The organism is Bacillus sp. 3255, from assembly GCF_031456485.1.
GTDB lineage: Bacteria > Bacillota > Bacilli > Paenibacillales > NBRC-103111 > Paenibacillus_E.
In genome coordinates, this window is record NZ_JAVDUS010000006.1 from 219,238 (window position 1) to 242,144 (window position 22,907).

11 protein-coding genes are annotated in these 22,907 nt (G+C 55.6%); all 11 read left to right on the plus strand.

The window, feature by feature from the left end; all coding sequences use genetic code 11:
- Nucleotides 1-561: 561 nt before the first annotated feature.
- Genes J2X61_RS11630 through J2X61_RS11680 form a run of 11 tightly spaced genes read left to right on the plus strand, consistent with a single transcriptional unit; the run spans nucleotide 562 to nucleotide 22,904 of the window.
- Nucleotides 562-1,656 (plus strand): Gfo/Idh/MocA family protein, encoded by a 1,095-nt coding sequence (locus J2X61_RS11630; protein ID WP_274469937.1) that lies wholly within the window; start codon nucleotides 562-564, stop codon nucleotides 1,654-1,656.
- Nucleotides 1,653-2,528, plus strand: coding sequence for a sugar phosphate isomerase/epimerase family protein (locus tag J2X61_RS11635; protein WP_274469936.1), 876 nt, complete (start codon nucleotides 1,653-1,655; stop codon nucleotides 2,526-2,528). The genes J2X61_RS11630 and J2X61_RS11635 overlap by 4 nt, the downstream gene beginning before the upstream one ends.
- A complete protein-coding gene (locus J2X61_RS11640; protein ID WP_310187884.1) occupies nucleotides 2,518-4,170 on the plus strand; it encodes a hypothetical protein in 1,653 nt (550 codons plus the stop codon). The genes J2X61_RS11635 and J2X61_RS11640 overlap by 11 nt, the downstream gene beginning before the upstream one ends.
- 21 nt (nucleotides 4,171-4,191) lie before the next feature.
- Nucleotides 4,192-7,269, plus strand: coding sequence for a glycoside hydrolase family 2 protein (locus J2X61_RS11645; RefSeq protein ID WP_274469934.1), 3,078 nt, complete (start codon nucleotides 4,192-4,194; stop codon nucleotides 7,267-7,269).
- A complete protein-coding gene (locus tag J2X61_RS11650) occupies nucleotides 7,224-9,299 on the plus strand; it encodes a hypothetical protein (RefSeq protein WP_310187886.1) in 2,076 nt (691 codons plus the stop codon). The genes J2X61_RS11645 and J2X61_RS11650 overlap by 46 nt, the downstream gene beginning before the upstream one ends.
- A 25-nt stretch (nucleotides 9,300-9,324) precedes the next feature.
- Complete coding sequence (gene lacZ, locus J2X61_RS11655) at nucleotides 9,325-12,477, plus strand: beta-galactosidase, LacZ type (protein ID WP_310187888.1); 3,153 nt, start codon at nucleotides 9,325-9,327, stop codon at nucleotides 12,475-12,477.
- Entirely contained in the window at nucleotides 12,474-14,543 is a 2,070-nt protein-coding gene (locus J2X61_RS11660; protein WP_310187889.1) for a beta-galactosidase, read from the plus strand. The genes lacZ and J2X61_RS11660 overlap by 4 nt, the downstream gene beginning before the upstream one ends.
- Complete coding sequence (locus tag J2X61_RS11665) at nucleotides 14,530-17,676, plus strand: glycosyl hydrolase (protein ID WP_310187890.1); 3,147 nt, start codon at nucleotides 14,530-14,532, stop codon at nucleotides 17,674-17,676. The genes J2X61_RS11660 and J2X61_RS11665 overlap by 14 nt, the downstream gene beginning before the upstream one ends.
- Nucleotides 17,663-19,777: a YIP1 family protein gene (locus J2X61_RS11670; RefSeq protein ID WP_274469929.1), complete on the plus strand. Its 2,115-nt coding sequence runs from the start codon at nucleotides 17,663-17,665 to the stop codon at nucleotides 19,775-19,777. The genes J2X61_RS11665 and J2X61_RS11670 overlap by 14 nt, the downstream gene beginning before the upstream one ends.
- Nucleotides 19,774-22,047, plus strand: a complete 2,274-nt coding sequence (locus J2X61_RS11675; RefSeq protein WP_310187893.1) for a DUF5696 domain-containing protein — start codon at nucleotides 19,774-19,776, stop codon at nucleotides 22,045-22,047. Before J2X61_RS11670 ends, J2X61_RS11675 begins: the two co-directional genes overlap by 4 nt.
- Nucleotides 22,044-22,904 (plus strand): carbohydrate ABC transporter permease, encoded by an 861-nt coding sequence (locus tag J2X61_RS11680; RefSeq protein ID WP_274469927.1) that lies wholly within the window; start codon nucleotides 22,044-22,046, stop codon nucleotides 22,902-22,904. The genes J2X61_RS11675 and J2X61_RS11680 overlap by 4 nt, the downstream gene beginning before the upstream one ends.
- Nucleotides 22,905-22,907 lie beyond the last annotated feature (3 nt).

Below are 22,907 nucleotides of genomic sequence, written 5' to 3' on the forward strand. Positions count from 1 at the left end.
GAGGCCCCTCCTCCGAACGTAACGGGTCTCCTCCAACGCCACCGCGGTTCCTCGACTAATAAAGTAGCTGCTCCCCACTAGCGGGGAGTTCCCTCGACGATAAAGTAGCTGTCCGACAATAACGGGAAAAACTCCCGTTATTCTTCCTGCATCCACCCCCGCATCACCAATTAAAAGGATAAACTCCCGTTATTTACTCGAAAAATCGGCCATTCCAGGCAGCAGCCACCGCATTAACAGGAGAAATTCCCCCTATTCGCGCTCCAAGCCCAAAATTCTCGAAAATAACGGGAGAAATTCCCGTTACGCCACCCAGACAACCCTCTAGCGCAGCGCAGCAGAATTTCTCGCCCCCCACCGCAAGGGACAGCAACGGCGCCCAAAGACAAGTCGCCTCCCCTGACGCTGCTCCAACACCCCTCCAACGACCCTCTCTCGTCACATTTCGATCCTTTTCACAGCGATGTGCCAACGTGGTTGAATCATCCCTACAAAAAAGCATAAATACCCCATAAATGTTTTTCCATACTCGTGTAATGTAAGAAATAAAGAGGTGGGACCATGGAATTCATTAGACCAGAAGATTATTTGCCCAATAAGAAGCGTATCGCTAATGTGAATCAATACGGAATCGGCCTTATCGGATGCGGCAGCATCGCCAATACGGCGCATTTGCCCGCGTACCGCAAATATGGCCTGCATATCGCTGCATGCTGCGACGTGAATGCGGATGCGGCGCGCGCCACAGCCGAGAAATTCGATATCCCATTCTGGACGACGAATGTGAATGAGCTGCTGGAGCGGGAGGATGTAGGGGTAATCGATCTCGCGATCCATCCCGAACCGCGTCTGGAAGTGCTGAGAGAGATCGGGAAAGCCCCGCGACCGGTCTTATGCCAGAAGCCGTTGGCGCTGAATTTGCCCCAGGCACAGCGTCTGAGCGACGAAGCCAACCGGCTCGGCATTGTCCTTGGCGTCAATCAGCAAGCCCGCTGGGCGCCGGCCCACAAAGCACTAAAGACGGTGCTTGAACAAGACCTCATAGGTGAAATCTACAGCATTTATCATAATATGCGTTCCTATCAAGACCAGGCTGGGAGATGGTGGACGCAGATGGAGAACTTCAACATTGTAGACCACGGCGTTCACTATGTGGACCTGTGCCGGCATTTCAATCCTCATCAGGAGGAATGGTCCAGGGTGCACTGCACGACAGCGCAGCTTCCGGGGCAAAATGCCGTCAGCCCGCTCATCTACTCGGCGAACGTGGAGTTCGGGCCGAAGGGCGGCCGGAACCCGCTGATGGCAACGCTGCATTTCAACAATATTGCCAAAGCGAACCGCTCGCACGGCAATACGTGGTGGATCGACGGCACGGAAGGAAGCCTCTGGTGCACGCAGGATGCGCTGTACATGGCACTGAACAAGCACAAAAACGCCGTGCACGAGATCAAGCTCAAAGGAAGCTGGTTCCCGGACGCATTCGCCGGTTCGATGATTGCGTTCATGACGGCTTTGGAAGAAGGCGAGCTCCCGCCGGTCACATCGGAGGATAACCTGCAAACCGTTGCTTTGACCACGGCGATGGTCGCATCGAGCCAACAAGGCTGTGTGGTGGAAAGAACGGATGTGCTGAAAGGAAGCGTTGTGGGATGAATGAACTCGGTTTTATGAGTTATGTCTATATGGGCTGGAGCGCAGAGGCGATGGCGGAAGACGCGCGCAGCAAGGGCATGCGTTATGTGCAGCTGGATCCCAAGCAAGCCGTTCAGGTCATGGATGACCAGCCGCTCTCGCCGGTGCGCGCAGAGAAAATTCGCTCCATTTTCGAGCAAAGAGGCATCCGTATCGTCGGTTTATCGGGGTATACGAATTTGATGAATCCGAATTTGTCGAAAAGAGAAACGAAGCTCGAACAATTAGAGCGGATGATCGACCTATGTTCGGTCTACGGAACTAGGTATATCGCGACCGAAACAGGCAGTCTGCATCCGACTAATGCTTGGCGCGATTACGAAGGCAATCGCACGCCAGAGGCATGGGAGCAGCTGCTGCAGATTACGGACCGGCTGCGCAACAGGGCGGTGAAGAACGATGCCGTACTGCTTGCCGAAGGCTTCGTGCTCAATGTGCTTGCAAGCACGGACCAGGCCGCAGAAATGCTGCAGCGCTTGGGAACGGAGGGGCTGGCGTTCATCATGGATCCTTTCAACTATCTGACGCAGGAAGATTTGACCAGACAGCAGGAAGCGATGACCAAAATGTTCGACCAGATCGGCGCCAATTGCCCGATCGCGCATGCCAAGGATGCGCTGTACGGAACCGAAGGGTTCACGACTCCGCGCGTGGGAGCAGGGCAGGCGGACTGGCACGTGTATGCGGAGCTTCTGTCCCGCCGGATGCCGGAGGTCCCCCTCATTCTGGAGCATGCCAAGCCTGAAGAAGTCGACGATTGCCTGGCAATCATCCGCCATTCCTTCGAGCATGTGGAAGCCAGCAGGGGAGTGAAACACGCCGGTGACGCATAAACCGAAACTGGGTATTCAAGGGCCTGTTGTCGCGTGGCAGGATCCATGGGCAGGCGAGGCATCGGATCTCGTGATGCGGACGGGAACAGGCAGCGTCTGCCCCTCGCAAGATCCGAAACCGGATGCCGGAGCTTTCGTTACCGGTATGCAGGAGCTGGGAGCGGACTTCTACGTTCATCATGTGCTGCCGGGTGCCGATCTGGCAGAGGTGGTCCGGGATGTTACGGCAGCGGGAATGGACATTTGCCTCGGCAACGAATACGGCAACATTAACGGTCCGTGGGTGGAAGGAACGAACCGGTACGATATTGCCGACAAGGACGTCATCCAGGCAGCCGCATCCGGGCGTTGCATCGGCTTGCTGTATGACGAGCCGGAGCATTTGCAAATTAACGCCGGCCAGTACCGCAAAGACGGATGGTATCCGCACTGGGCCGACACGGACGGATTGGATGCGGCGAACTCGCGAAGCAAGGTGGAGCAAGCCGTTCGAACACAAGCGGAGCACGTTCAGCAGCTGGCGGAGCGTGCAGGGGGAACGGGCACATCCGTGCCATTGATCTCGGAGCAAGTGTTTCCGACGATGTTTCATACGCATGCCAGAGCCGGCATGGATGTGTGCCCCAAAATCATGAAAGAGTCGTTCCAATCGCTGCAGCTCTCTACAGCTTTAGGGGCGGCGAAGCAGTACGGCAGGGCGCTGTGGATCTGCGCCGACCTATGGGGGCCTGACACCGGACCGTGGTTCACGCGCTTTCCCGGATTCCCGGGTCATTCGCCGCAGGAATTCGAGTCCGCTTTGAAGCTGGGATATTTCATGGGTCCGTCCCATTTGTTCGTAGAAAATATCGATGTTTTGCTGGAGCACGGGCCAAAAGGCTTCGCCAAAACGGAATTCGGCGAAGTATGGCAGCAATTCGTCCGCAAGTTTATACCCGAGCATCGGCTGACTTGGTCTCATGCCGAGGCGGCCCCGCACATTGCCGTCATTCATTCGGATGACGCGAATTATGGCCAGAACGAGCGGCTTTTCGGCAATCGCCTGCGGAACGCGCAGGACATCGAGCGAAGCCAGAGCGTGTTTCACATCTGGCATCTGCTCAGCCGGGGGACGATCCCCGCTCACGGCAGCTGCATGCATATTCCGGGATACGATTTCCCGAGACATCAGCTGAAGCGGGAAGTGCCTCTCGACCGGTTCCCGTTGAAGCAAGGATTTACGGGTGCAGAGGGCAGGCGGGTGCATCCTTTATTTTATCCGGTGAACAATGTACTGGCATTTGACGAGCACGTAACGGCCGAACAATTGGGCCAGCCTAAGTTAATTGTTGTTGGCGGTTCGACGCTGTCCCCAGCTGCATTCGCGAACATCGTCAAGAAAGCGGAAGAGGGCGCCGTCGTCGTTATCGCCGACTGGCTTCTCCCGGCGGATGGTCCGGAACGCTTCAAGGAAAGCGGCAAGGCGGGCTTCGGCAAGTGGATCGTTACCGGCGATTTCCTGGGAAGCGAAGCAAGAGAGGCTGTAGAGCCGTTCTTGGGCGAAAAGCGGGTGTGGACACAGCGTTTCGGGTCAACGGAAGTGCGGATGTACCCGCAGGATGAAGAAGGATTTGCGTTAGATTTTGACATTGTGCAGGAATGACGAGGTAAGGTGGAGATCTGATTGGAGCCGACAAAACGTTTGGATCAGTTCGCGGAAATCGCGTTTCGCGAGCATCCCGGAAATAAAGAGGAACTGCGGGACATTCCGCCTATCACATATGAGAAAAAATATTTCGCACCGGGAACGGAAGGGGCTATGCGTACCGTCAGCCTAACGTTCGACGAGCAGTTGGCTGCCTTTCAGGAAGAACTGAAGCAATTGCGCCAGAAGTACCGCCCGTATATGCGCAGCTTGGCACCGTCTTCGGCTTTTCAGCGGGACCGCCAGCTATGCAGCAAGTTTCAATTCCGCTATCAGACACCGGCCGATACCGATTTTACCCGTGTGCTCGAGGGAGCGGGGGACTGGGAGGAAGTCACGATTCCTGATTTCCGCGGTCCTACAGGGGAGAAAGGCAAGTGGACCGGATTTTACCGCAGCCAGTTTGCGTATCCCGCTATTCCTGCCGGCAAACGGGTTTACATCGTGTTCAAGGGTGTTGACTATAAAACGACAGTTTATTTGAATCACAAATGCATCGGCAGTCACGAAGGCTTCTTCGCGCCATTTGAATTTGATGTGACCGATTTCTTGCAAGAGCAGAACACATTGGTCGTTGAGGTGCACACCGATTTCCCGATGATGGGTGTCGGCGGAACGAAGCTCGATGGCGACAAAATTTATGCAGCGACGGGTCCGGGCTGGGACGATCCTAACGACGGCTGGAACCACTGCCCGCCGGGAGCGGGGATCTACAATCATGTTTATTTGGAACAGCGTTCCGAGTTGTTCATCCAGGACGTGTTCATAAGGCCGGATATTGACAGCGGATCGGTGGAAGTATGGATCGATGCCGTGAACACGACGACGCAAATTGTGGAAAATTTCGAGCTGAATCTGGACATCATGCCGAACAATTTCGAGGGCGAAGGCGTCGGCCCGATCTCGTTCACGGTTGCTTATGCCGGACCGGGCATCAATTATTTCCGCTACAAGGTGGATTTCCCGTCATTCCAATTATGGGAGCCCGATTCTCCGCTGCTGTATGCGGCGCGAATTCAGATCAGGAACGGCGAAGATTGCACGGACAGCAGAGATCGAATTTTCGGTATGCGCAAATTCCATATGGACGAAATGGAGCCTTCGAAAGGCACGCTCTATTTGAACAATAAACCGATTATACTGCGTGGCGCTAATGAAATGGGACATCTGCAGCAGTGCGTCATGAACAACGATTTCGATCAGCTTATCGATGATATCCTGATCGCGAAGATCGCGAATATGAATTTCTATCGGGTTACGCAGCGGCCGGTGCAAGAAGAGATTTACGATTATTTCGATATGCTCGGCATGATGCATCAATGCGATTTGCCTACGTTCGGATTCATTCGCCGGAACCAGTTCGTCGAAGGGGTGAAGCAGGCGGCGGAGATGGAGCGTCTGATCCGCAGTCATCCGTCCTCCATCATGGTCTCGCTCATCAATGAGCCTTCACGGACGGAGAAACGGCGCAAGGGGCACCGCTTCTTACACCGGAATGAGCTCGAAGCCTTCTTCGTTGCTTCCAGGCAGGCGATCTTCGTTGAGAATCCCGACCGTGTCGTGAAAAATGCGGAGGGTGATTACAACCCGCCAACCCGTGAGGGACTGCCCGATTTCCATTGCTACAATCTGTGGTATACGAACAATGTGATTTCGGTAGGGAAAATGTATAAAGGCTACTTGCCGACGATCAGAGACGGCTGGAAGGCCGGGTGCGGCGAGTACGGGACGGAAGGACTGGATCATGCGGAACTGATGCATGCCCGCTATCCGAAGGACTGGCTGCCCGCCTCCCAAGAGGACCAATGGCTGCCGAATGTGATCCATGGCGCACAAACGTACAATCTTCACGGCGATTGGTACGCCGAGCAGCATACGCTGCGCGAATGGATCGAGGCTAGCCAGAAGCATCAGAGTCTGGCGACGAAGCTGATGACGGATGCTTGGCGCAGAAGATCCGACCGAATCGTGTCGACAGCCATCCACCTGCTTATCGATGCTTGGCCGGCAGGTTGGATGAAAGCGCTTGTAGGCGTCGACCGCATACCCAAACCGGCATATTTTACTTACAAGGCATGCTTGGAGCCTGTGCGCGTGAACCTGCGATGCGACCGGTGGAAGGCGTATGAAGGCGAAACGCTGGAGATTGAGACATGGCTTCTGAACGATACGGCGAAGGAATACGGACGCTGCCGCATCGTGGCGACGCTGCGGGACGATTCCAGGGAATACGGCCATTACGAAATAGCCGCCTCTATACCGGTAGCTTCCTCCCAGTATGGAGGTTCGATCCGATTCTCCGTACCGACGGTTGCTGACCGCAAGACTTTGTATGTGGATGCGAACCTGCTGGACGAGAACGGGAATACGCTCAACGCCGAACGATTCGCATTTGATGCCTTCGCGAGAGCGGGCTATCCGAAACAAGCGAAAATCGTTTATCTCGATTCGGCATCGGAGCTTGTCGGGTCGCTGCTGCAAGTTGCAGGAGAGCGTTATTCGAACGAAGCGGCGGCGGGCAGCACGTTTGTCGTCACTTCGCCGGAAGTATTCGAACAGCACAGAGCTTCCTTGCTGACGAAAATACGCAGTGGCGCAACGGCCGTTTGTTTATTGAAACACTCGGATAACGGTGTGTGGGATCTGGATGAAACGCAAGTTCAGACCGTGAAATTAAGAGAAGTGTATACGCTTTCTATACAAGCCGGAGAGCTCGACATCCCGGGCCTGCAGCCGGATGACTTCTCTTATCTATATAATTTGACGACCGATCGGATCGACGGCGTGACCAACAGCCATCTGCAGGGCGAAGGAATCGAGCCCATCGTCTTCGCTTATCAGCCGAACAGCGGAGCAAGCGGGAAGCGTAAGCTGCCTGTGGTCGGGCTCAAACGATTGGGGCAAGGTCTGGTGATCTTCGTCTGCATGCCGCTAATGGGCAGAGTAGGCTTCAATCCGACATTGGACCGACTCTTGTTAGCTTTGTTCAGCAAGAAAGGGGAGTGTGTCAAGTGCACGCCATTGTTAGCCGCAACCGGAGGAGAAGAGCCGAAGTAGCGGATACGCCAGAAGGAATACAGCTCATGCTGACAACGGAGGGTGAGCGTTCCCCTTACTTCAAGGGGCGGTTACAAGACATGCTGATCTATTCGGCCGGCAGGCCGTGGCGCGCGGATACACCGGGTCTACGGAACGTCGGTGTGGAAAACGGGGCAGGATCGATTCGGATCGATGGGGAATTAGGCGAGTTGTCTGTCACGTTGGAGCTGGCCTTCGACGACAACGATCTGCTGCGGATCGGAGCTAATTGGGAGAACCGGAGTGGAAGCGAGCTGCGGGATGCGGCCGTCGGTCTCTACTTCCGGCTTCCGAGGCGGAGCAAGGAGAAGGTGACGATCCCACACATGATCTACAATAACAATCCTTCTTCCGATCCGAACCGGGTCGTTCCCCGGCTGGGTGAGGGTCCGGGCCAAGGCTTCATCTGCGAAGAGCACCGTCTGCCCATTCCTTGCGTGAATGTGGAGTGGGAGGAACAGGACACGCGGTATTTCTCCTTGTTTTCCGTACCGGATTACGTGGAGAAAGCGGATGGAACCGTGCACTACGGCTCGCTTGGGGCCATCCGGGAGGATGAGGCTACCACAGCGGCTGCGCTTAGCGGAGTACTCATGTTTAATGGCGAGAAGGACGTCTATTATATAGCCAAAAATCGAACCGAATCGTATTCGGGGGGATATCTCGATTGGGCGCAGGGCTTCTCCCTGACCAAAGCGTATGCGCTGGACTGGGGCACTGTCCCTCATACCGGTCATGCCTACCGTGAAATTGTTCGCAAAGGGATGGAGCTGCTGAAGCCTGAAGGCAAGCAGCCGCATACGCTCGACGAGCTGATCGGCTTGAAGACGAATGCGATGGACGACCGCTGGCGAACCGGCAGGAACGGGGCTGCCGGATATGTGAAGTTCACCGATTCGAATGCTTTCGGCAACGCCTCCAAGCATCCGCTGCATTATATGTACGGTTGGACGGGGCAAAGTCTTAAGCTGTCCTGGTGCGATGCGAAGCTGGGCTTCGAGCAAGGTCAGGAAGAGCGTATTGCCAAATGTGCGCAAGCCGTCGATTTTTATTTGACGGGGAGCCGCACTGGCGTACCGGGTTTACGGCACAGCTCCTATCGTCTGGAGGACGGGGTATGGGACGATTTCCACTGGAATAAGCTGCCGGTGGCATCAAGCCGGGCTTATGGCGAGACGATGGCCGACTTGGCCGAAATTGCGCTGCTGTTTCGGGAGAGCGGCCGGGAAGTTCCGGCGGCCTGGATCGAGGCGCTGCGGGAGTCAGCCGATTTCTTCTTGAACGGCGCTCTGCCTTCGGGCATCTTCCCATCCGCTTGGCGGATGGACGGTACACCGGCGGATGAGATGATTACGGCAGCGGGCATTCCCTGCTTGATCGCTTTGGTGAAAACGTACTGGATGACATTGGAGCCCACCTATTTGGAATATGCCGAGTCGATGATGCAGCGGTATTACGAGCTTCATGCCGAAACGTTCGACAGGCCGTTCGCCCGGTCCACGCTGGACGCCAAGTGTGAGGATAAGGAAGCGGGAATGTACTTCTTCCTTGCCGCCTACGAGCTGTATTTGTTGACAAGAAATGACCGCTACCGGCAATGGGCCGAAGTTTCCGGCGACTGGCTGTTAACCTTCGTCTTTATGTGGAACCCGGTCTATGATCGGGGCTCGGCATTTCGCGAAACGGGTTTCAGCGCCGTGGGCTGGCCGGGGGTCAGCGTGCAGAATCATCACCTGGATGTTTTCTTTCCGTCCTATGAGTTCTGGCAGTTCGGCAAGCTGACTGGAAATAAGCAGTATGAACACTGGGGCCGGACGGTGCTGGACGCGATGGGGCAGTGCATATGCACGAAGCCGGGCGAATGGGGCTTTACGGTGATCGGGGAGCAAGGGGAAGGCTTATTCCAAACGTATTGGAATCACAGAGGACACAGCAACAAATGGAACCCGTCATGGGTTACCGCGCTTGTACTTCATCATGCTTTGCGGTTTCGAGACAGGTTGGCATGACGGAGATAAATCGGAGGGAGATCACATGATAGATAAAGAAATGCCGGATTGGGAGAATCTTAACGTGCTTGAGCGCTATGCGGAGCCTCCGAGTACCGGCTACATTCCATATGCAGACGCTGCGACGGCGCTTACGAACGAGCGGGCGCTTTCGCCATACTATCAGTCGCTGAACGGAAGCTGGAGATTTCTATATGCCTCCAGCTCTGCGGAAGCACCCCAGTCGTTCTACGATCCGGCATACGAATCCGATCATTGGTCTACGATTCCGGTACCGGGTAACTGGCAAATGCAGGGATACGGACGCCGGCATTATTCCAGCAGCTACTATCCGTTCCCGATCGACCCGCCGCATATACCCGGCGATAATGCGCATGGCTGCTACCGCAGAAGCTTTCATATTCCGGACGCTTGGCAGGACCGGCAAGTATTCCTCGTGTTCGAAGGAGTTGATTCCGCTTTCCACGTATGGGTGAACGGAGAATTGGCAGGCTATGGGCAGGGCAGCCATTTGCACCATGAATTTCAGATTACTTCCCTGCTGCATGCGGGAGAAAATATCGTGGCCGTCCAGGTGTACCAATGGTGCGATGGCAGTTATCTGGAAGATCAGGATAAATGGCGGCTCAGCGGCATCTTCCGCGATGTGTATGTGAAAGCGACTCCTGATGTGCATATCCGGGACGTTGCCGTGCAAACGCATTTCCTTCAACATTCCCCAGATGCCGAGCTTGACGTGCGGATCGCTTTGAAACGTTATGCCGGGGCAACGGGCAGCTGTAGTGTAAGTCTTACCCTATGGGATGAGACGCGCCAGATCATTCACCGTGAAGCGGCCGATCCGCTTCAGATCACCGGCGACGAGACGCTGGCGCTGCGCATCCCGGTAACGGCACCGCGCAAGTGGTCGGCAGAGGATCCGTATTTGTACGGCTTAGTGTTGGAGCTGTTGGATGAAACGGGGGTTTCACTGGAATCTGTAAGCGTTTCCGTCGGGTTTCGGTCAGTTGCCGTCGAAGCCGGGCGGCTGCTGGTCAACGGTACGCCGGTTACGCTCAAAGGCGTGAACCGGAACGAGTTCCATTCCACGCTAGGTTTCGCCATTCCGCTTGAATCGATGGTGGAGGACATCCGCCTGATGAAGCAGCACAACATGAATGCCGTGCGCACATCCCATTATCCGAATGATACGCGCTGGCTTGATTTATGCGACCGTTACGGATTGTATGTTATCGATGAGGCCGATCTGGAAACCCATGGCATGCATTTTATCGGCAATGAAAGCCATCTGGCTGAGGACGCGAGCTGGCAGGAAGCGTTTGTCGACCGCGCGCGCCATATGGTGGAACGGGATAAAAATCACCCGTCGGTCATCATCTGGTCCCTTGGTAACGAATCGGGGTACGGCATCAATCATGACGCCATGGCGTCGTGGGTGCGGCAGGCCGATCCGACACGTCCGATTCATTACGAACGGGCCAGGGATGCCGCAATCGTAGACATTGTGAGCTGCATGTATCCTTCCTTGGATGCGCTGATTGAAGAAGGGAAGAAAACGGACGATCCGCGGCCTTTCCTGATGTGCGAATTCGCGCATGCGATGGGGAATGCGTCAGGCAATTTGCAAGAATATTGGGATGCGATCGACGAGTATCCGCGGCTGCTCGGCGGCTTGATCTGGGAATGGGCGGATCTGGCGGTGCGCAGGCAAACGGAAGACGGGCAAGAATGGTACGCGTACGGCGGCGATTTCGGAGATCATCCGCACAGCGGAAACTTCTGTATCGACGGTCTCGTCTTCCCGGACCGTACGGTCAAGTCTTCGCTCATTGAGTTCAAAAAAGTGATTGAGCCCGTCAGAATCAAAGCGGTTGATCTGCACGCGGGCACGGTTCTCATCGAGAATCGCTACGATTTCTTGTCCTTGGACCACCTCGACTTCTTCTGGCAGCTGCTGCATGACGGCGAAGTCGTGGAGCAAGGCGAGCTGCCGCAGCCGGATGTACCGGCCGGCGGCAAGGGCTTGATCGTCGTCCCCATCAGCAAGGCGTACGAACGGTTGGAAGGCGAGCGCTGGCTTCGCCTGCGGGTCACGCTGCGGCGTGAGACACGCTGGGCGCAGCGGGGGCATGAGGTGGCCTGGGCAGAGCTGCCGCTGGCCGCTAAGCAGTTAGCCGCTCCGCACGTCAGCATGAAGTCGATGCCCGGCTTGCGGGTTGCGGATCATCAGCATGAGGTGCACGTCCACGGGAACGACTTCCACATCGTTTGGGACAAAAACAGCGGCCATCTGACCGACTTCTCATATAACGGACTGCCGCTGATTGAAGCGGGTCCCGTCGTTAATATGTGGCGCGCCACGATCGATAACGACTCCCGCCAGTCGAAGGAGTGGAAGAAGGCCGGGTATGATGCCTTGCAGCAGCGGGTGAAGTCGTTCACGATCCTTCCCCACGGGAATCAGTCCGTGCAGATGAAGGTGAAAGCGACGTTGGGCGCAGCCGGATTAGGCGCATGCTTCGAAACCTGCGTGGCTTACACGGTATACGGATCGGGAGATGTCGTCATGACCGTACATGTGAAGCCGCGTTCCGGGCTGCCGCTTCTGCCGCCTCTGCCGCGCCTGGGCCTGCAAATGGTCATGCCCGGCGGCTTCGATCGATTCTCGTGGTTCGGGCTGGGCCCGCACGAATGTTATATCGATCGGAAGACGAGCGGCAGGCTCGGTGTGTATCACGGATCGGTTCAAGATCAGTATGTGCCGTACATTAAGCCGCAGGAGCACGGGAATAAAGCCGATGCCCGGTGGGCGGCGGTCACGAATGCGCTTGGCACAGGGTTGTTCATCGGCGGCATGCCGATGTTCGATGTAAGCGTGAGCCACTATGCCACGGCGAATGTTGCAGCTGCGAAGCATACGACAGACTTAGTCCGGCTGCAGGAGACGATTGTGAACATGGATTACAGGCAAGCGCCTATCGGCAATCACAGCTGCGGGGAAGCGCCTCCGCTGGAGCGGTATTTGCTCCAACCCGAGGATGCGACATTCCGGCTGCGGCTGAAGCCGTTCTCCGCCCGCGATACGTCGCCGATGCAGCTGAGCAAGCGGTGGCCGGAGCAGGATGCGGTCAGCAGCATGAAGGACGGCCGATTAATCATGCAGGGGGCGGGACAATGATCAGCAGGAAGTTTCCCAAAATGATGTACGGCGGCGACTACAACCCGGAGCAATTTCCCAAAGAAATCTGGGATGAGGATATGCGGTTGTTTCAGCTTGCCGGCATCGATATCGCAACGGTGAACGTATTCTCTTGGGCGCTCAACCAGCCTGATGAGGAGACGTACCGCTTCGAATGGCTGGACGAGGTGATGAACAAGCTGCAGGCGAACGGCATGCATGCATGCTTGGGGACGGGAACGGCGGCGCATCCGGCTTGGATGGCAAGGAAGTACCCCGACATTCTGACCGTTACCTCCGACGGCAAGAAAAGAAAGTTCGGAAGAAGGCACAACTCCTGTCCGAACAGTCCGACGTTCCGCCATTATGCCGCCGAGTTGGCAAGGAGGCTGGCGGAACGGTATAAAGGACATCCGGCGTTGCTGCTGTGGCATGTGAACAATGAAATCGGCATTCGCTGCTATTGCGATAATTGTGAGAACGCGTTCCGGGAGTGGCTGAAGAACCGCTACGGTACGCTGGATAAGCTCAACGAGGCTTGGTATACGCGATTCTGGGGACATACCTACTATGACTGGGAGGATATCGTCCTTCCGAGCGCATTAAGCGAGGGGCTCTCAGGAGGGAACTCCGACCAAACGGCTTTTCAAGGCATGACATTGGATTTCTACCGTTTTAATTGCGACAGTTGGCTGGCTTGTTATCTCATTGAATATAACGCGATCAAATCGGTCATCCCGGATGCGGTCGTCACGACCAATTTCCAGGGGAACGGTACGTATAAGCCGCTTGATTATTTCAAATGGGCGCCTTATCTGGACATCGTCGCTCTCGATATATATCCCGAAAACCAGACGCCGGAAAGCTATATGGCGCTCCGTTACGATCTCATGCGCGGACTGAAAGACGGCGCCCCCTTCATGCTGATGGAGTCGACGCCGAGCGTGCTCAACTGGAAGACGGTGAACCCGACCAAGCGGCCCGGCGTCATGCGGCTTCGCAGCTATCAGGCGATCGCCCGGGGCGCGGAGTCGGTCATGTTTTTCCAGCTGCGCCGTTCGCTCGGCGCTTACGAGAAATTTCATGGCGCGGTCATCGATCATGCCGGCCATGAGCACACGCGCGTGTTCCGCGAATGCGCGGAGCTGGGCTCGGAGCTGCAGCTCCTCGGCGATCGCTTGCTGGATGCGCGTGTGAAGAGCCGGGTCGCCATTGTGTTCGATTGGGAAAACTGGTGGGCGGTTGAGCTGGGAGGCGGTCCTTCCGCACATCTGAAATATCTCGATCAAATTCAGCATTATTACGACGCTTTTTATGAGAATCATATTCAAGTTGATTTCGTCCAGACGGGGTCCGATTTGCAACCCTACGATCTGGTCGTAGCCCCGCTGTTATATATGGTGAAGCCTGGCTATGCGGAGAAGCTGGAAGCGTATGTCCGGCAAGGGGGCAGCTTCGTAACGACATGTTACAGCGGCATTGCGAACGAGAACGACTTGGTGACGGCAGGCGGGTATCCTGGACAGCTGCGCAGCCTGCTCGGCATCTGGGTGGAGGAAATCGATGCGCTGCATCCCGACAAGCGAAACTCGCTGGCTATGCTGCAGGAGCTGGGCGAGCTGAGTGGCTCTTACGATTGCGGGCTGCTCTGCGAGGTGGTCCACGGGGAGGGTGCAGACACAATCGCCACCTTCGGCAGTGATTATTATGCAGGCTCTCCGGCTTTAACCCGGAACCGCTTCGGCAGCGGAGACGCTTGGTATGCAGCGACGAATCCAAGCCGGATCTTCCTGCGGCAGTGGATGAAATGGCTCTGCGACAACAAGGGAATTACCCCGATACTGGAAGCACCGGACGACGTCGAAATCGTTCGCCGCGAGCACGCAGACAGGCAGTTTACTTTTGTACTGAACCATAGCGACGAAACGCATAACATACCGGCTGGGAAGCACGAGCAGCAGGAGCTCCTTAGCGGCATGCGCGTGAGCGGGGATCTCTCGCTTCCGCCCAAGAGCGTCATGATTCTCGAGACCCCTAAGGAGGCTGTTGCGAGTGGAAGCGACTGAGCGACTGCGCCGCCAATTTGCAAATCCGTCCGCCGAATACAGGTCGCTGCCGTTCTGGGCATGGAACGACGACTTGGAGGAGGAAGAGCTGAAGCGGCAAGTGAGGCAAATGAAGGACCAAGGCATGGGCGGATTCTTCATTCATTCGCGCGATGGGCTGGAAACCGTCTATATGAGCGAACAATGGATGGAGCTCGTTCGCGAGACGGTGGAGACCGCGGAGGCGCTCGGGATGCAGGCGTGGCTGTATGACGAGGACCGCTGGCCGTCGGGCTTTGCCGGCGGCCTCGTGCAGGCGCGCGGCGGTGATGCTTTCCGTGCCAAGGGCCTGACAATGGAGGTGCTCCGCGGCACTGCGGCGTCTGAAGTGGCAGCCGATGGGGCCGCTTCCTTGAATGATGCCGTGGCATTGTTCAGAGCCGTCATCCGCGACAGGGAATTGCTTCACTGCGAGCGGCTTCAACCGGGTGCCGCCGCTGCGGACGGAGATGCGGATGCCGCGCTGCTCGTCTTTCGTGTCGAGGTGTCGGAGCGGAGCGCCTGGTTCAACGATGAGGCGCCGCCGGATCAGTTGAATCCCGACTCCGTGCAGGCGTTCATCGACATTACGTATGAAGCTTACAAGCGGGAAGTGGGCGGGCATTTCGGCAAAACGGTCCGCGGCGTTTTCACCGACGAACCGAGCATCCACGACCGCCACTGCAAGTTCACGGAAGGGCGCGGCTGGATGCCGTGGAGCTGGTCCCTGCCTGATTATTTTCAGGAGAAACGCGGATACGATTTGCTGGATCTTGTCCCATACTTGTATTTCAACGGGGAGCGATCCGCAGAGGTACGTCACGATTATTGGCGGACGATCACCGAACGGTTCAGCGAATCCTACTCCAAACAAATCGGCGAATGGTGCGGGAACCATAACCTGTCCTTCACCGGCCATTATCTCTGGGAGAACAATTTGGGCACAGCCACCCGGGTTTGCGGGGCGGTGATGCCCAATTACCGCTATCAGCACGTTCCGGGCATCGACATGTTGAACGAACAGACGAACGAATACATAACTGTCAAGCAATGCACCAGCGTTGCCCATCAATACGATCGAAGATTCGTCCTTACCGAAACTTACGGCTGCACGGGCTGGGGCTTCACGTTCGAAGGGCAGAGATGGATCGGGGACTTTCAGTTCGTGCTCGGCGTGAATCTGCGATCCCAGCATTTGGCGCTTTATTCCATCAAGGGATGCCGGAAGCGGGATTATCCGCCGGTCTTCAATTACAACACGAGCTGGTGGAAATACAATGCCGTCATCGAACATTATTTCGCCAGACTGTCTGCCGTTCTGAGCGAAGGGCGTCCGGTTCGCGACGTTCTCGTGCTGCATCCGGCTTCGACGGCATGGAGCATGATCGGCACGGCGCCTTACGGGTTTCCGGCCCGCGGCAAAGACCCCGACGTTTCGGCGGCGAACAAGTACGGCCATGCGTACAACGAATTTCTCGGCAAGCTGCTCAGGGCGCACTACGATGTCGATCTCGGCGATGAGACGATCATGGCCGAGACCGGCGCCGTCCGTGGAGATCTGCTTACCGTCGGTGCAGCGGAATACCGGGTTGTCGTCATCCCGGAAATTCGGACGATGCTCGGCAGTACGTTTCGCTTGCTGATGCAGTTCTTGGACGGAGGAGGCCGGGCGATCGCGGTCGGCCCCCGCCCCGCCATGCTGGAGGGCAGGGAAACGAGCCTTCTGTCCGGCCTCTACGAACATCCGCAGATGACTCTTGTTCCGGATGCGGAGCAAGCCATTGCGGCGTTGGAGCAGCGGCTGCCAAGGAAGGTCAGCATCCGGGAAGCGGATGACCGAGAATGCTCCGATTTCCTGTATATGTTAAGGGATTTGGGAGACAGCCTGGCGCTCTTCGCCGTCAACAACAACCGCGAGCGCAGCCGCCGCGTAACCATCTCCGTTGCGATGGAGAACGAAACCGGTCATATGGAGGAATGGTGTGCTTTGACCGGCGAGGTCAAGGCGGTAGCCACGAGCTTCGAAGACGGCTGCGCCATCTTCCAGGAGGAGTTCGGTCCCGCGGATTCCAAGCTGTACGTCTGGCATAAGTCAAGCCGGCAGTCAGCTGTGAAAGAGGAACGGCCTGTACAACCCGCAGCGGTCGCACAGGAGCTGGGGCCCGTGTGCAAGTTCACCCGGACAGAGCCAAACGTATTGACGCTGGACATTTGTTCCTACCGCATGGCGGGAGGCGAGTGGTCGAGCGGGATGGAGGTTTGGCAAGCCCAGCGGGCCGTTCGGGAAGCTTTGGGCATGAGGCAGGTGTATGGCAACGGCATCGAGCAGAGGTATAAATGGATTCACGAGCCTCATCCCCAAGACGGGCAGAAGGTCGAATTCAAATTCACGTTCCAGGCTGCAGCCGTACCGCAAGAGCCCGTATATGCCGTTGTAGAATCGGCGGAATATTACGAGATCCAGCTTAATGGCGAGCCTGTGGCGAACCGGCCGGAGGGATGGTTCCTCGATAGGACGTTCGACAAGATCCCGTTACCCGGCTTAAAGGCTGGGGAGAACGAGTTGATCTTATCGTGCGGCTATCTGAACCGGATGGAAGTGGAGGATATTTATGTGATCGGCTCGTTCGGCGTAGATAAGGCAAGGCGCATAACGGACGAACCGGAAGAATTGTCGTTCGGAGACTGGTGCGAACAAGGTTATCCGCACTACAGCGGCAGCATGATTTATCATTTCGACGTTCAAGCGGACGACCTGACGGACAGCCGGAAGGTGCTTGCGCTTGGCGATTATGCGGCAGTGACCGCCGAGGTGCGGGTGAACGGCGAGCACGCCGGGCATATACCATGGCGGGCTGCGAACCGCCTTGATCTCACGGAACGGCTTCACAAGGGTCCGAACAGGATTGAGATCGAAGTGATGGGCAGCCCGCGCAATATGCTGGGGCCGTTCCATCAGGCGGCCGGCGAGAGTGCGACAACGAGCTGGGCGTCCTTCCGCCAAGAAGGGCAGCATTTCACCCCGGACTATCGGCTGCGCCCTTATGGCTTATTTGGGCAAATTAATTTATACACAGAGAGATGGAAACGGAGGGTTGAGCATGAAAATCCATAAGTGGGGGCTGTTCGTAATAACCTGCATCCTCTTATGCGCTGCACTATGGCCAGCATCAGCATATGCCTCGGTGAAGTACTCCACCTATACGAAGGATAGCCGGGGCAATCTGATCTGGCTTCAGCCGTCATATTTTCCACTGGGTGTCATCGGGCAAAATTTGACCGCGACGGATCCCGCCAGCAAGGCGCTGATCAGCTCGCCGATGAAGAATCCGAAAGATATTTTCATCGATGCGAAGGGGGAAGTTTATATCGCCGATACGGGCAATAACCGGCTCGTGCATATGACGGAAACCGGGAAGCTCCTAAGGTACATTACACTGCCCGACAATCCTTTCAATAAACCGGAAGGCGTATTCGTTACCGGTGACGGCAGCATCTATGTCGCCGATACGGGGAATAAGCGGGTGCTCAAGCTGGACGCCAGCGGCAAGCTGGTGCAGGAGTACAAACGTCCGGAATCCCGCTATATCCCCGAAACGTTCGTATTCGATCCGGCCAAGGTCATGGTCGACGAGCGTGAATTCATGTATGTCGCCGTACACGGCAGTTATGAAGGGCTTGTGATGATTGACCCGAAAGGCAAATTCCAGGGCTTCTTCGGCGCTAACAACACGGCGCTTTCGCCTTTGGATGCCTTGAAGCGAATGCTGTACACGAAGACAATGTACGCCAACGAGGTCGCCAAGCGGCCGGAACCGATCAACAGCGTAGCTACGGATAAGAACGGGTACATCTTCACCGTCACCGGCGGAACCGCGACAACGAATCAATTGAAGAAGCTGAACGTCAAAGGCGACAACTTGCTTCGCGGCTCCTCCAAACCGTTCGGGGAAACCGCCCCATGGGACGTTCCGGCGGAAGGGGTCGTCACAGGACCTCAATTGAGCGACGTTGCCGTAGATCAGAGCGGTAACATGATCGTAGTCGATCAGCAAAATAAATATATCAGCCATTATGACGCCTCAGGCAATTTGCTCTACTTCTGGGGCGGCGCCTCTGCGATCGGTTCCTCCCAGGTCGGGCTGCTCAAAAGCCCGGTCGCGCTCGATGTGAACAGCAGGAACGAGCTGTTCGTGCTGGACGATCAGGAGAATATCGTGCAAGTATTCCGCTTGTCGGAATTCGGGCAAAAGGTCGACCAAGCGAACCAGCTTACATTGGCCGGCCGTTACGAGGATAGCGAGCAGCCGTGGAAAGAAGTGCTCCGTCTCAATGGACAGTTCGCACCGGCTTATCTGGGGCTCGCCAAGTCGGCTTTCAAGAAAGAGCAGTATGAAGTGGCGAAAGATTTGTTCAAGGAAGCGGGAGACCAGCAGGGGTATTCCGATTCGTTCTGGCAGATCAGGATGCTGTGGCTGCAGCAAAATTTCTCCTGGATTGCCAGCGTGCTGGTGCTCGGCATCATCCTCTACATCGCGGCGGACAAAATGACGGCGAATCGCGAGTTCCGGACGAGATGGCGCAACCGGCCGAAGAGCCAGAACCGCTTCATCGCGAACACAAGGCTTGTGCTGCATATTTTGAAACACCCGATAGACGGATTCTCCGCGATCCATTATGAGAACAAGGGGAGCTATCTGAGCGCAAGCGTCATTCTGCTTTGCGTTTATGCATCCCTGATAATCAGCCAATTTGTGACAAGTTTCTCGTTCAATCCGAAAACGTTCGTGGACATTTACTCCACGTTCACCCAGTTCTTCATCGTCTGGTTCGCTTGGATTATCGCTAACTATCTCGTCAGCTCGATTTATCGGGGAGAAGGGCGGTTCAAGCATATTTTTATCGGCAGTGCTTACGCGCTCCTGCCATACATCGCCATCGGCATCCCGCTGGCTATCGTGTCCAATGTGATGACGATGTCGGAGTCGTCGATCTACCAATTCATGGGGAACGCCATGACGGTATGGATCGGACTGCTCATCTTCTGGAAAATCCAGAATGTGCATAATTACACGTTCGGCGAGACGATCATGAATATTTTCCTCACGATCTGTACGATGCTTGTCATCGGCGTGTTGATTTTCATTATTATTGGCCTCACCAGCGACTTTGGATCATTACTTTATCAGATGTATCAGGAGGTGACCTTGAGATGATCCGGATGATCAAAATGAATAAAACAGCCATCATCGTTACCATCCTGATCTTGGCGGCCATCGGCATTTTCCTGACCCGTGTGAAGATTGAGTTCAAAGCTCCGGACGGGCGCGTCGCACAGGCGGCGCAAGCCAACACGGCAAGCGAGGTGAAGAGCGTTCCGGCCAAGCTGCCGGCCGATGCGGATTTCAAAGAAGTGGCCGACTCCGGCACGTTGAAGCTGAAGATGGATGAGAAGACCGGACATTTTATCGTCGAGGATAAACGGAACGGCAACGTCTACCGCTCCTACCCGGATCCGAATGATTGGCCGCAAGAGAAAATTTCCGAAACGTGGAAGAAGCATCTGGCCTCTCCGCTGATGGTTCAATATGTGGATTTCTCGAAAAACATTTTGCAGGCCAAAGAGACGAACCTGGCGGCAGAAGGCGGACGGGTCATGGACGTCCAAACGATTCCCGGCGGCTTCAAGCTTACCTATGAATTGCCGGCAACCGGGTTTACGATCCCGATTCAGGTGACGGTTGAGCAGGATTATGTAGAAACCAAAATTATTCAAGAAGGCGTAAAAGAAACGAAGATGGGGCTCGTATGGGTCAGACTGTTCCCGTTCATGGGTGCAGAGTACACCAAAGGCCAGGACGGATATTTATTCATTCCCGATGGCGCAGGAGCTCTTGTTCGATTCAAAAATAACGAATTGAACGTCAACAAAATGTATGACGAGTTGGTATACGGTCAAGATATCGCCTTTCCGGGAATCAACAACAACCGCAACAAAATCATGATGCCTGTGTTCGGCATGAAATCGGGAAGCAAAGGCTTCCTGGCCGTCGTGCACGATGGCGACGAGTATGCCGACATTGTCGCAGCGCCAGCCGGCGTCCTGAGCAACTACAACTGGGTCGGGGCGCAAATGAACTACCGTTCGAGCTTCCTGCAGTTTACAACGCGAAACACGGACGTTCCGGACTCCTGGGGATATGTCGATTATAACCGGGAACAGTGGTTTGGCAGCGACCGTACAGTCCGGTATTACATGCTGGACGACAAGAAGACGGACTACGTCGGCATGGCGGAAGCATACCGCCAATATCTGATGAAGGAGAAAGGCGCACAGCCCGTCACGGTCAAAGATCCGAATATTCCGATGTTTACGAATATCGTCGGGGCGGACCGGGAAAAAGGGGTGGTCAGCGACCGTTATCTCAATCTGACGACGACGAGCCAGGGCATGCAAATCGTCGATGCCCTGCACGCGAAAGGGATCAAGAATATGTCCCTCACGTTCTCCGGCTGGCAGAAAGGCGGATACAGTTCCTTCGGCCGAACGTTCCCGGTCGATTCCCACATTGGCGGCGATTCCGGCATGAAGGCCTTCATTGACCATGCGCATGGATTGGGATATCCGGTCTATTTGGAGGCGCAGTACGCGCTTAACAATACGAAGAGCGGCGGCTTCGACGAGAAGTTCAACGCGATGGTGAACTTGGCAGGCCGCACGCTGATGCAGAGCCCTCTGTTCAACCGTGAGCGGACGCCGGTCGTCAGCGATAAATTCGTCGAGCAGATGGTGGATAACGATTTGCCTACCTACAAGGCGATGGGTGTTGACGGGCTTGCCGTCGGACTGCTCGGGCAGCGCCTGTATAACGATTACAACACGGAATACGGATCGTCGAGAGAAGAGGCGCGCACCATTCAGGAGCGCATTATGAAGAAGGTCAAAGATACGCTGGGCGGCGTAGCGGGAGAGAAGTCGAATGTGTACGCCATGCCGCATGTCAATTACATCCGGGGCATGGTCTATGACAATTCCTACGATTTGTTCTCAGACGAATCCGTTCCATTCGCGCAAATTGCTGCGCATGGGCTCGTTACGTACTCTTCCGAGTATGTGAACAACCGTCAGGAAGATGTGAACGATTTCCTGCGCGATATCGAATACGGGGCGGCGCCATCGTTCGTCTTCACGCACGCGGAAACGAAGACATATGTGAATTCCTACGGCTTGCGCTATTACAACACGTATTTCCCGGACTGGGAGAAGTTTGCCGCAGATCAATATAAGCTTTACAATGAGGCGCTCGGCGACGTGCAGGACCAATTCATTACAGGTCACCGGAAGCTGGCCGAAGGCGTCAAAGAAACGACATATGCGAACGGCAAAAAAATTATCGTCAACTATAACTTGACGGAGTACCGGAGCGGCGATTTGGTCGTACCGGCACATAACTTTGTTGCCATTCGGGGAGGAGGAGGCCAATGAACCGCAAAGCGAGAATGAAGTCAACCCTGATTGAATATTTGGAAGGAACGCTGTTTATCGCCCCGTGGTTCATCGGCTTCATCTTCTTCATGGCGTTCCCGATCGGATACTCGCTGTTCATGAGCTTCCAGGACGTCACGATCACGGCGACGAAGACGACGACGCGCTTCATCGGATGGACCCATTACAAGTACATCCTGTTCGAGAACGGGAGCATTCTGTACAACCAACTGCTGCCGTTTCTGCGCCAGGCGTTGTTTATGATTCCGATCATCGTCATTTTCGCCCTGCTCATCGCGATTATCTTGAATCAGAAGTTTCCCGGCCGGACGTTCTTCCGGGCCATCTTCTTCCTTCCCGTCATTCTGGCGACCGGGGAAGTCGTGAAGGAGTTTCTGACGCAAGGCGAGGGCGATCTCGGCTTCATGTCCAAATTCAACATTTCCGGCCTCATTCAGGCCAACTTATCGGCCACATGGTCCGACCCGCTCATTTCCATCCTGAATTCATTCGTCCTTATCTTATGGTACTCAGGCGTTCAAATCATGATCTTCCTGGGCGGAAGACAGACGATTTCGAACTCGGCGTATGAGGCGGCGCGCATCGATGGAGCGGGCCCTTGGGAAACGTTCTGGAAAATTACGCTTCCCGCTATGACACCGTTCATTTTCCTCAACTTGATCTATACGGTTGTCGATTTGTTCACCTTCCCGACCAACCCGATCTTATCGAAGGTAAGGGAAAGCGAGTACGGCCAGTACAGTGCGTTGTTCTGGATTTACTTCTCGATCATCGCCTTCTTCTTGGTCATCCTGTTTATCATTTTCGCCCGAGTGACGAAGTCGCATCGCACATAACCA

Bases quoted from the DNA above. Each gene is read 5' to 3' on its own strand.
- J2X61_RS11630 (WP_274469937.1), top strand. From the start codon at position 562: ATGGAATTCATTAGACCAGAAGATTATTTGCCCAATAAGAAGCGTATC.
- J2X61_RS11635 (WP_274469936.1), top strand. From the start codon at position 1,653: ATGAATGAACTCGGTTTTATGAGTTATGTCTATATGGGCTGGAGCGCA.
- lacZ (WP_310187888.1), top strand. From the start codon at position 9,325: ATGATAGATAAAGAAATGCCGGATTGGGAGAATCTTAACGTGCTTGAG.
- J2X61_RS11660 (WP_310187889.1), top strand. From the start codon at position 12,474: ATGATCAGCAGGAAGTTTCCCAAAATGATGTACGGCGGCGACTACAAC.
- J2X61_RS11670 (WP_274469929.1), top strand. From the start codon at position 17,663: ATGAAAATCCATAAGTGGGGGCTGTTCGTAATAACCTGCATCCTCTTA.
- J2X61_RS11675 (WP_310187893.1), top strand. From the start codon at position 19,774: ATGATCCGGATGATCAAAATGAATAAAACAGCCATCATCGTTACCATC.
- J2X61_RS11680 (WP_274469927.1), top strand. From the start codon at position 22,044: ATGAACCGCAAAGCGAGAATGAAGTCAACCCTGATTGAATATTTGGAA.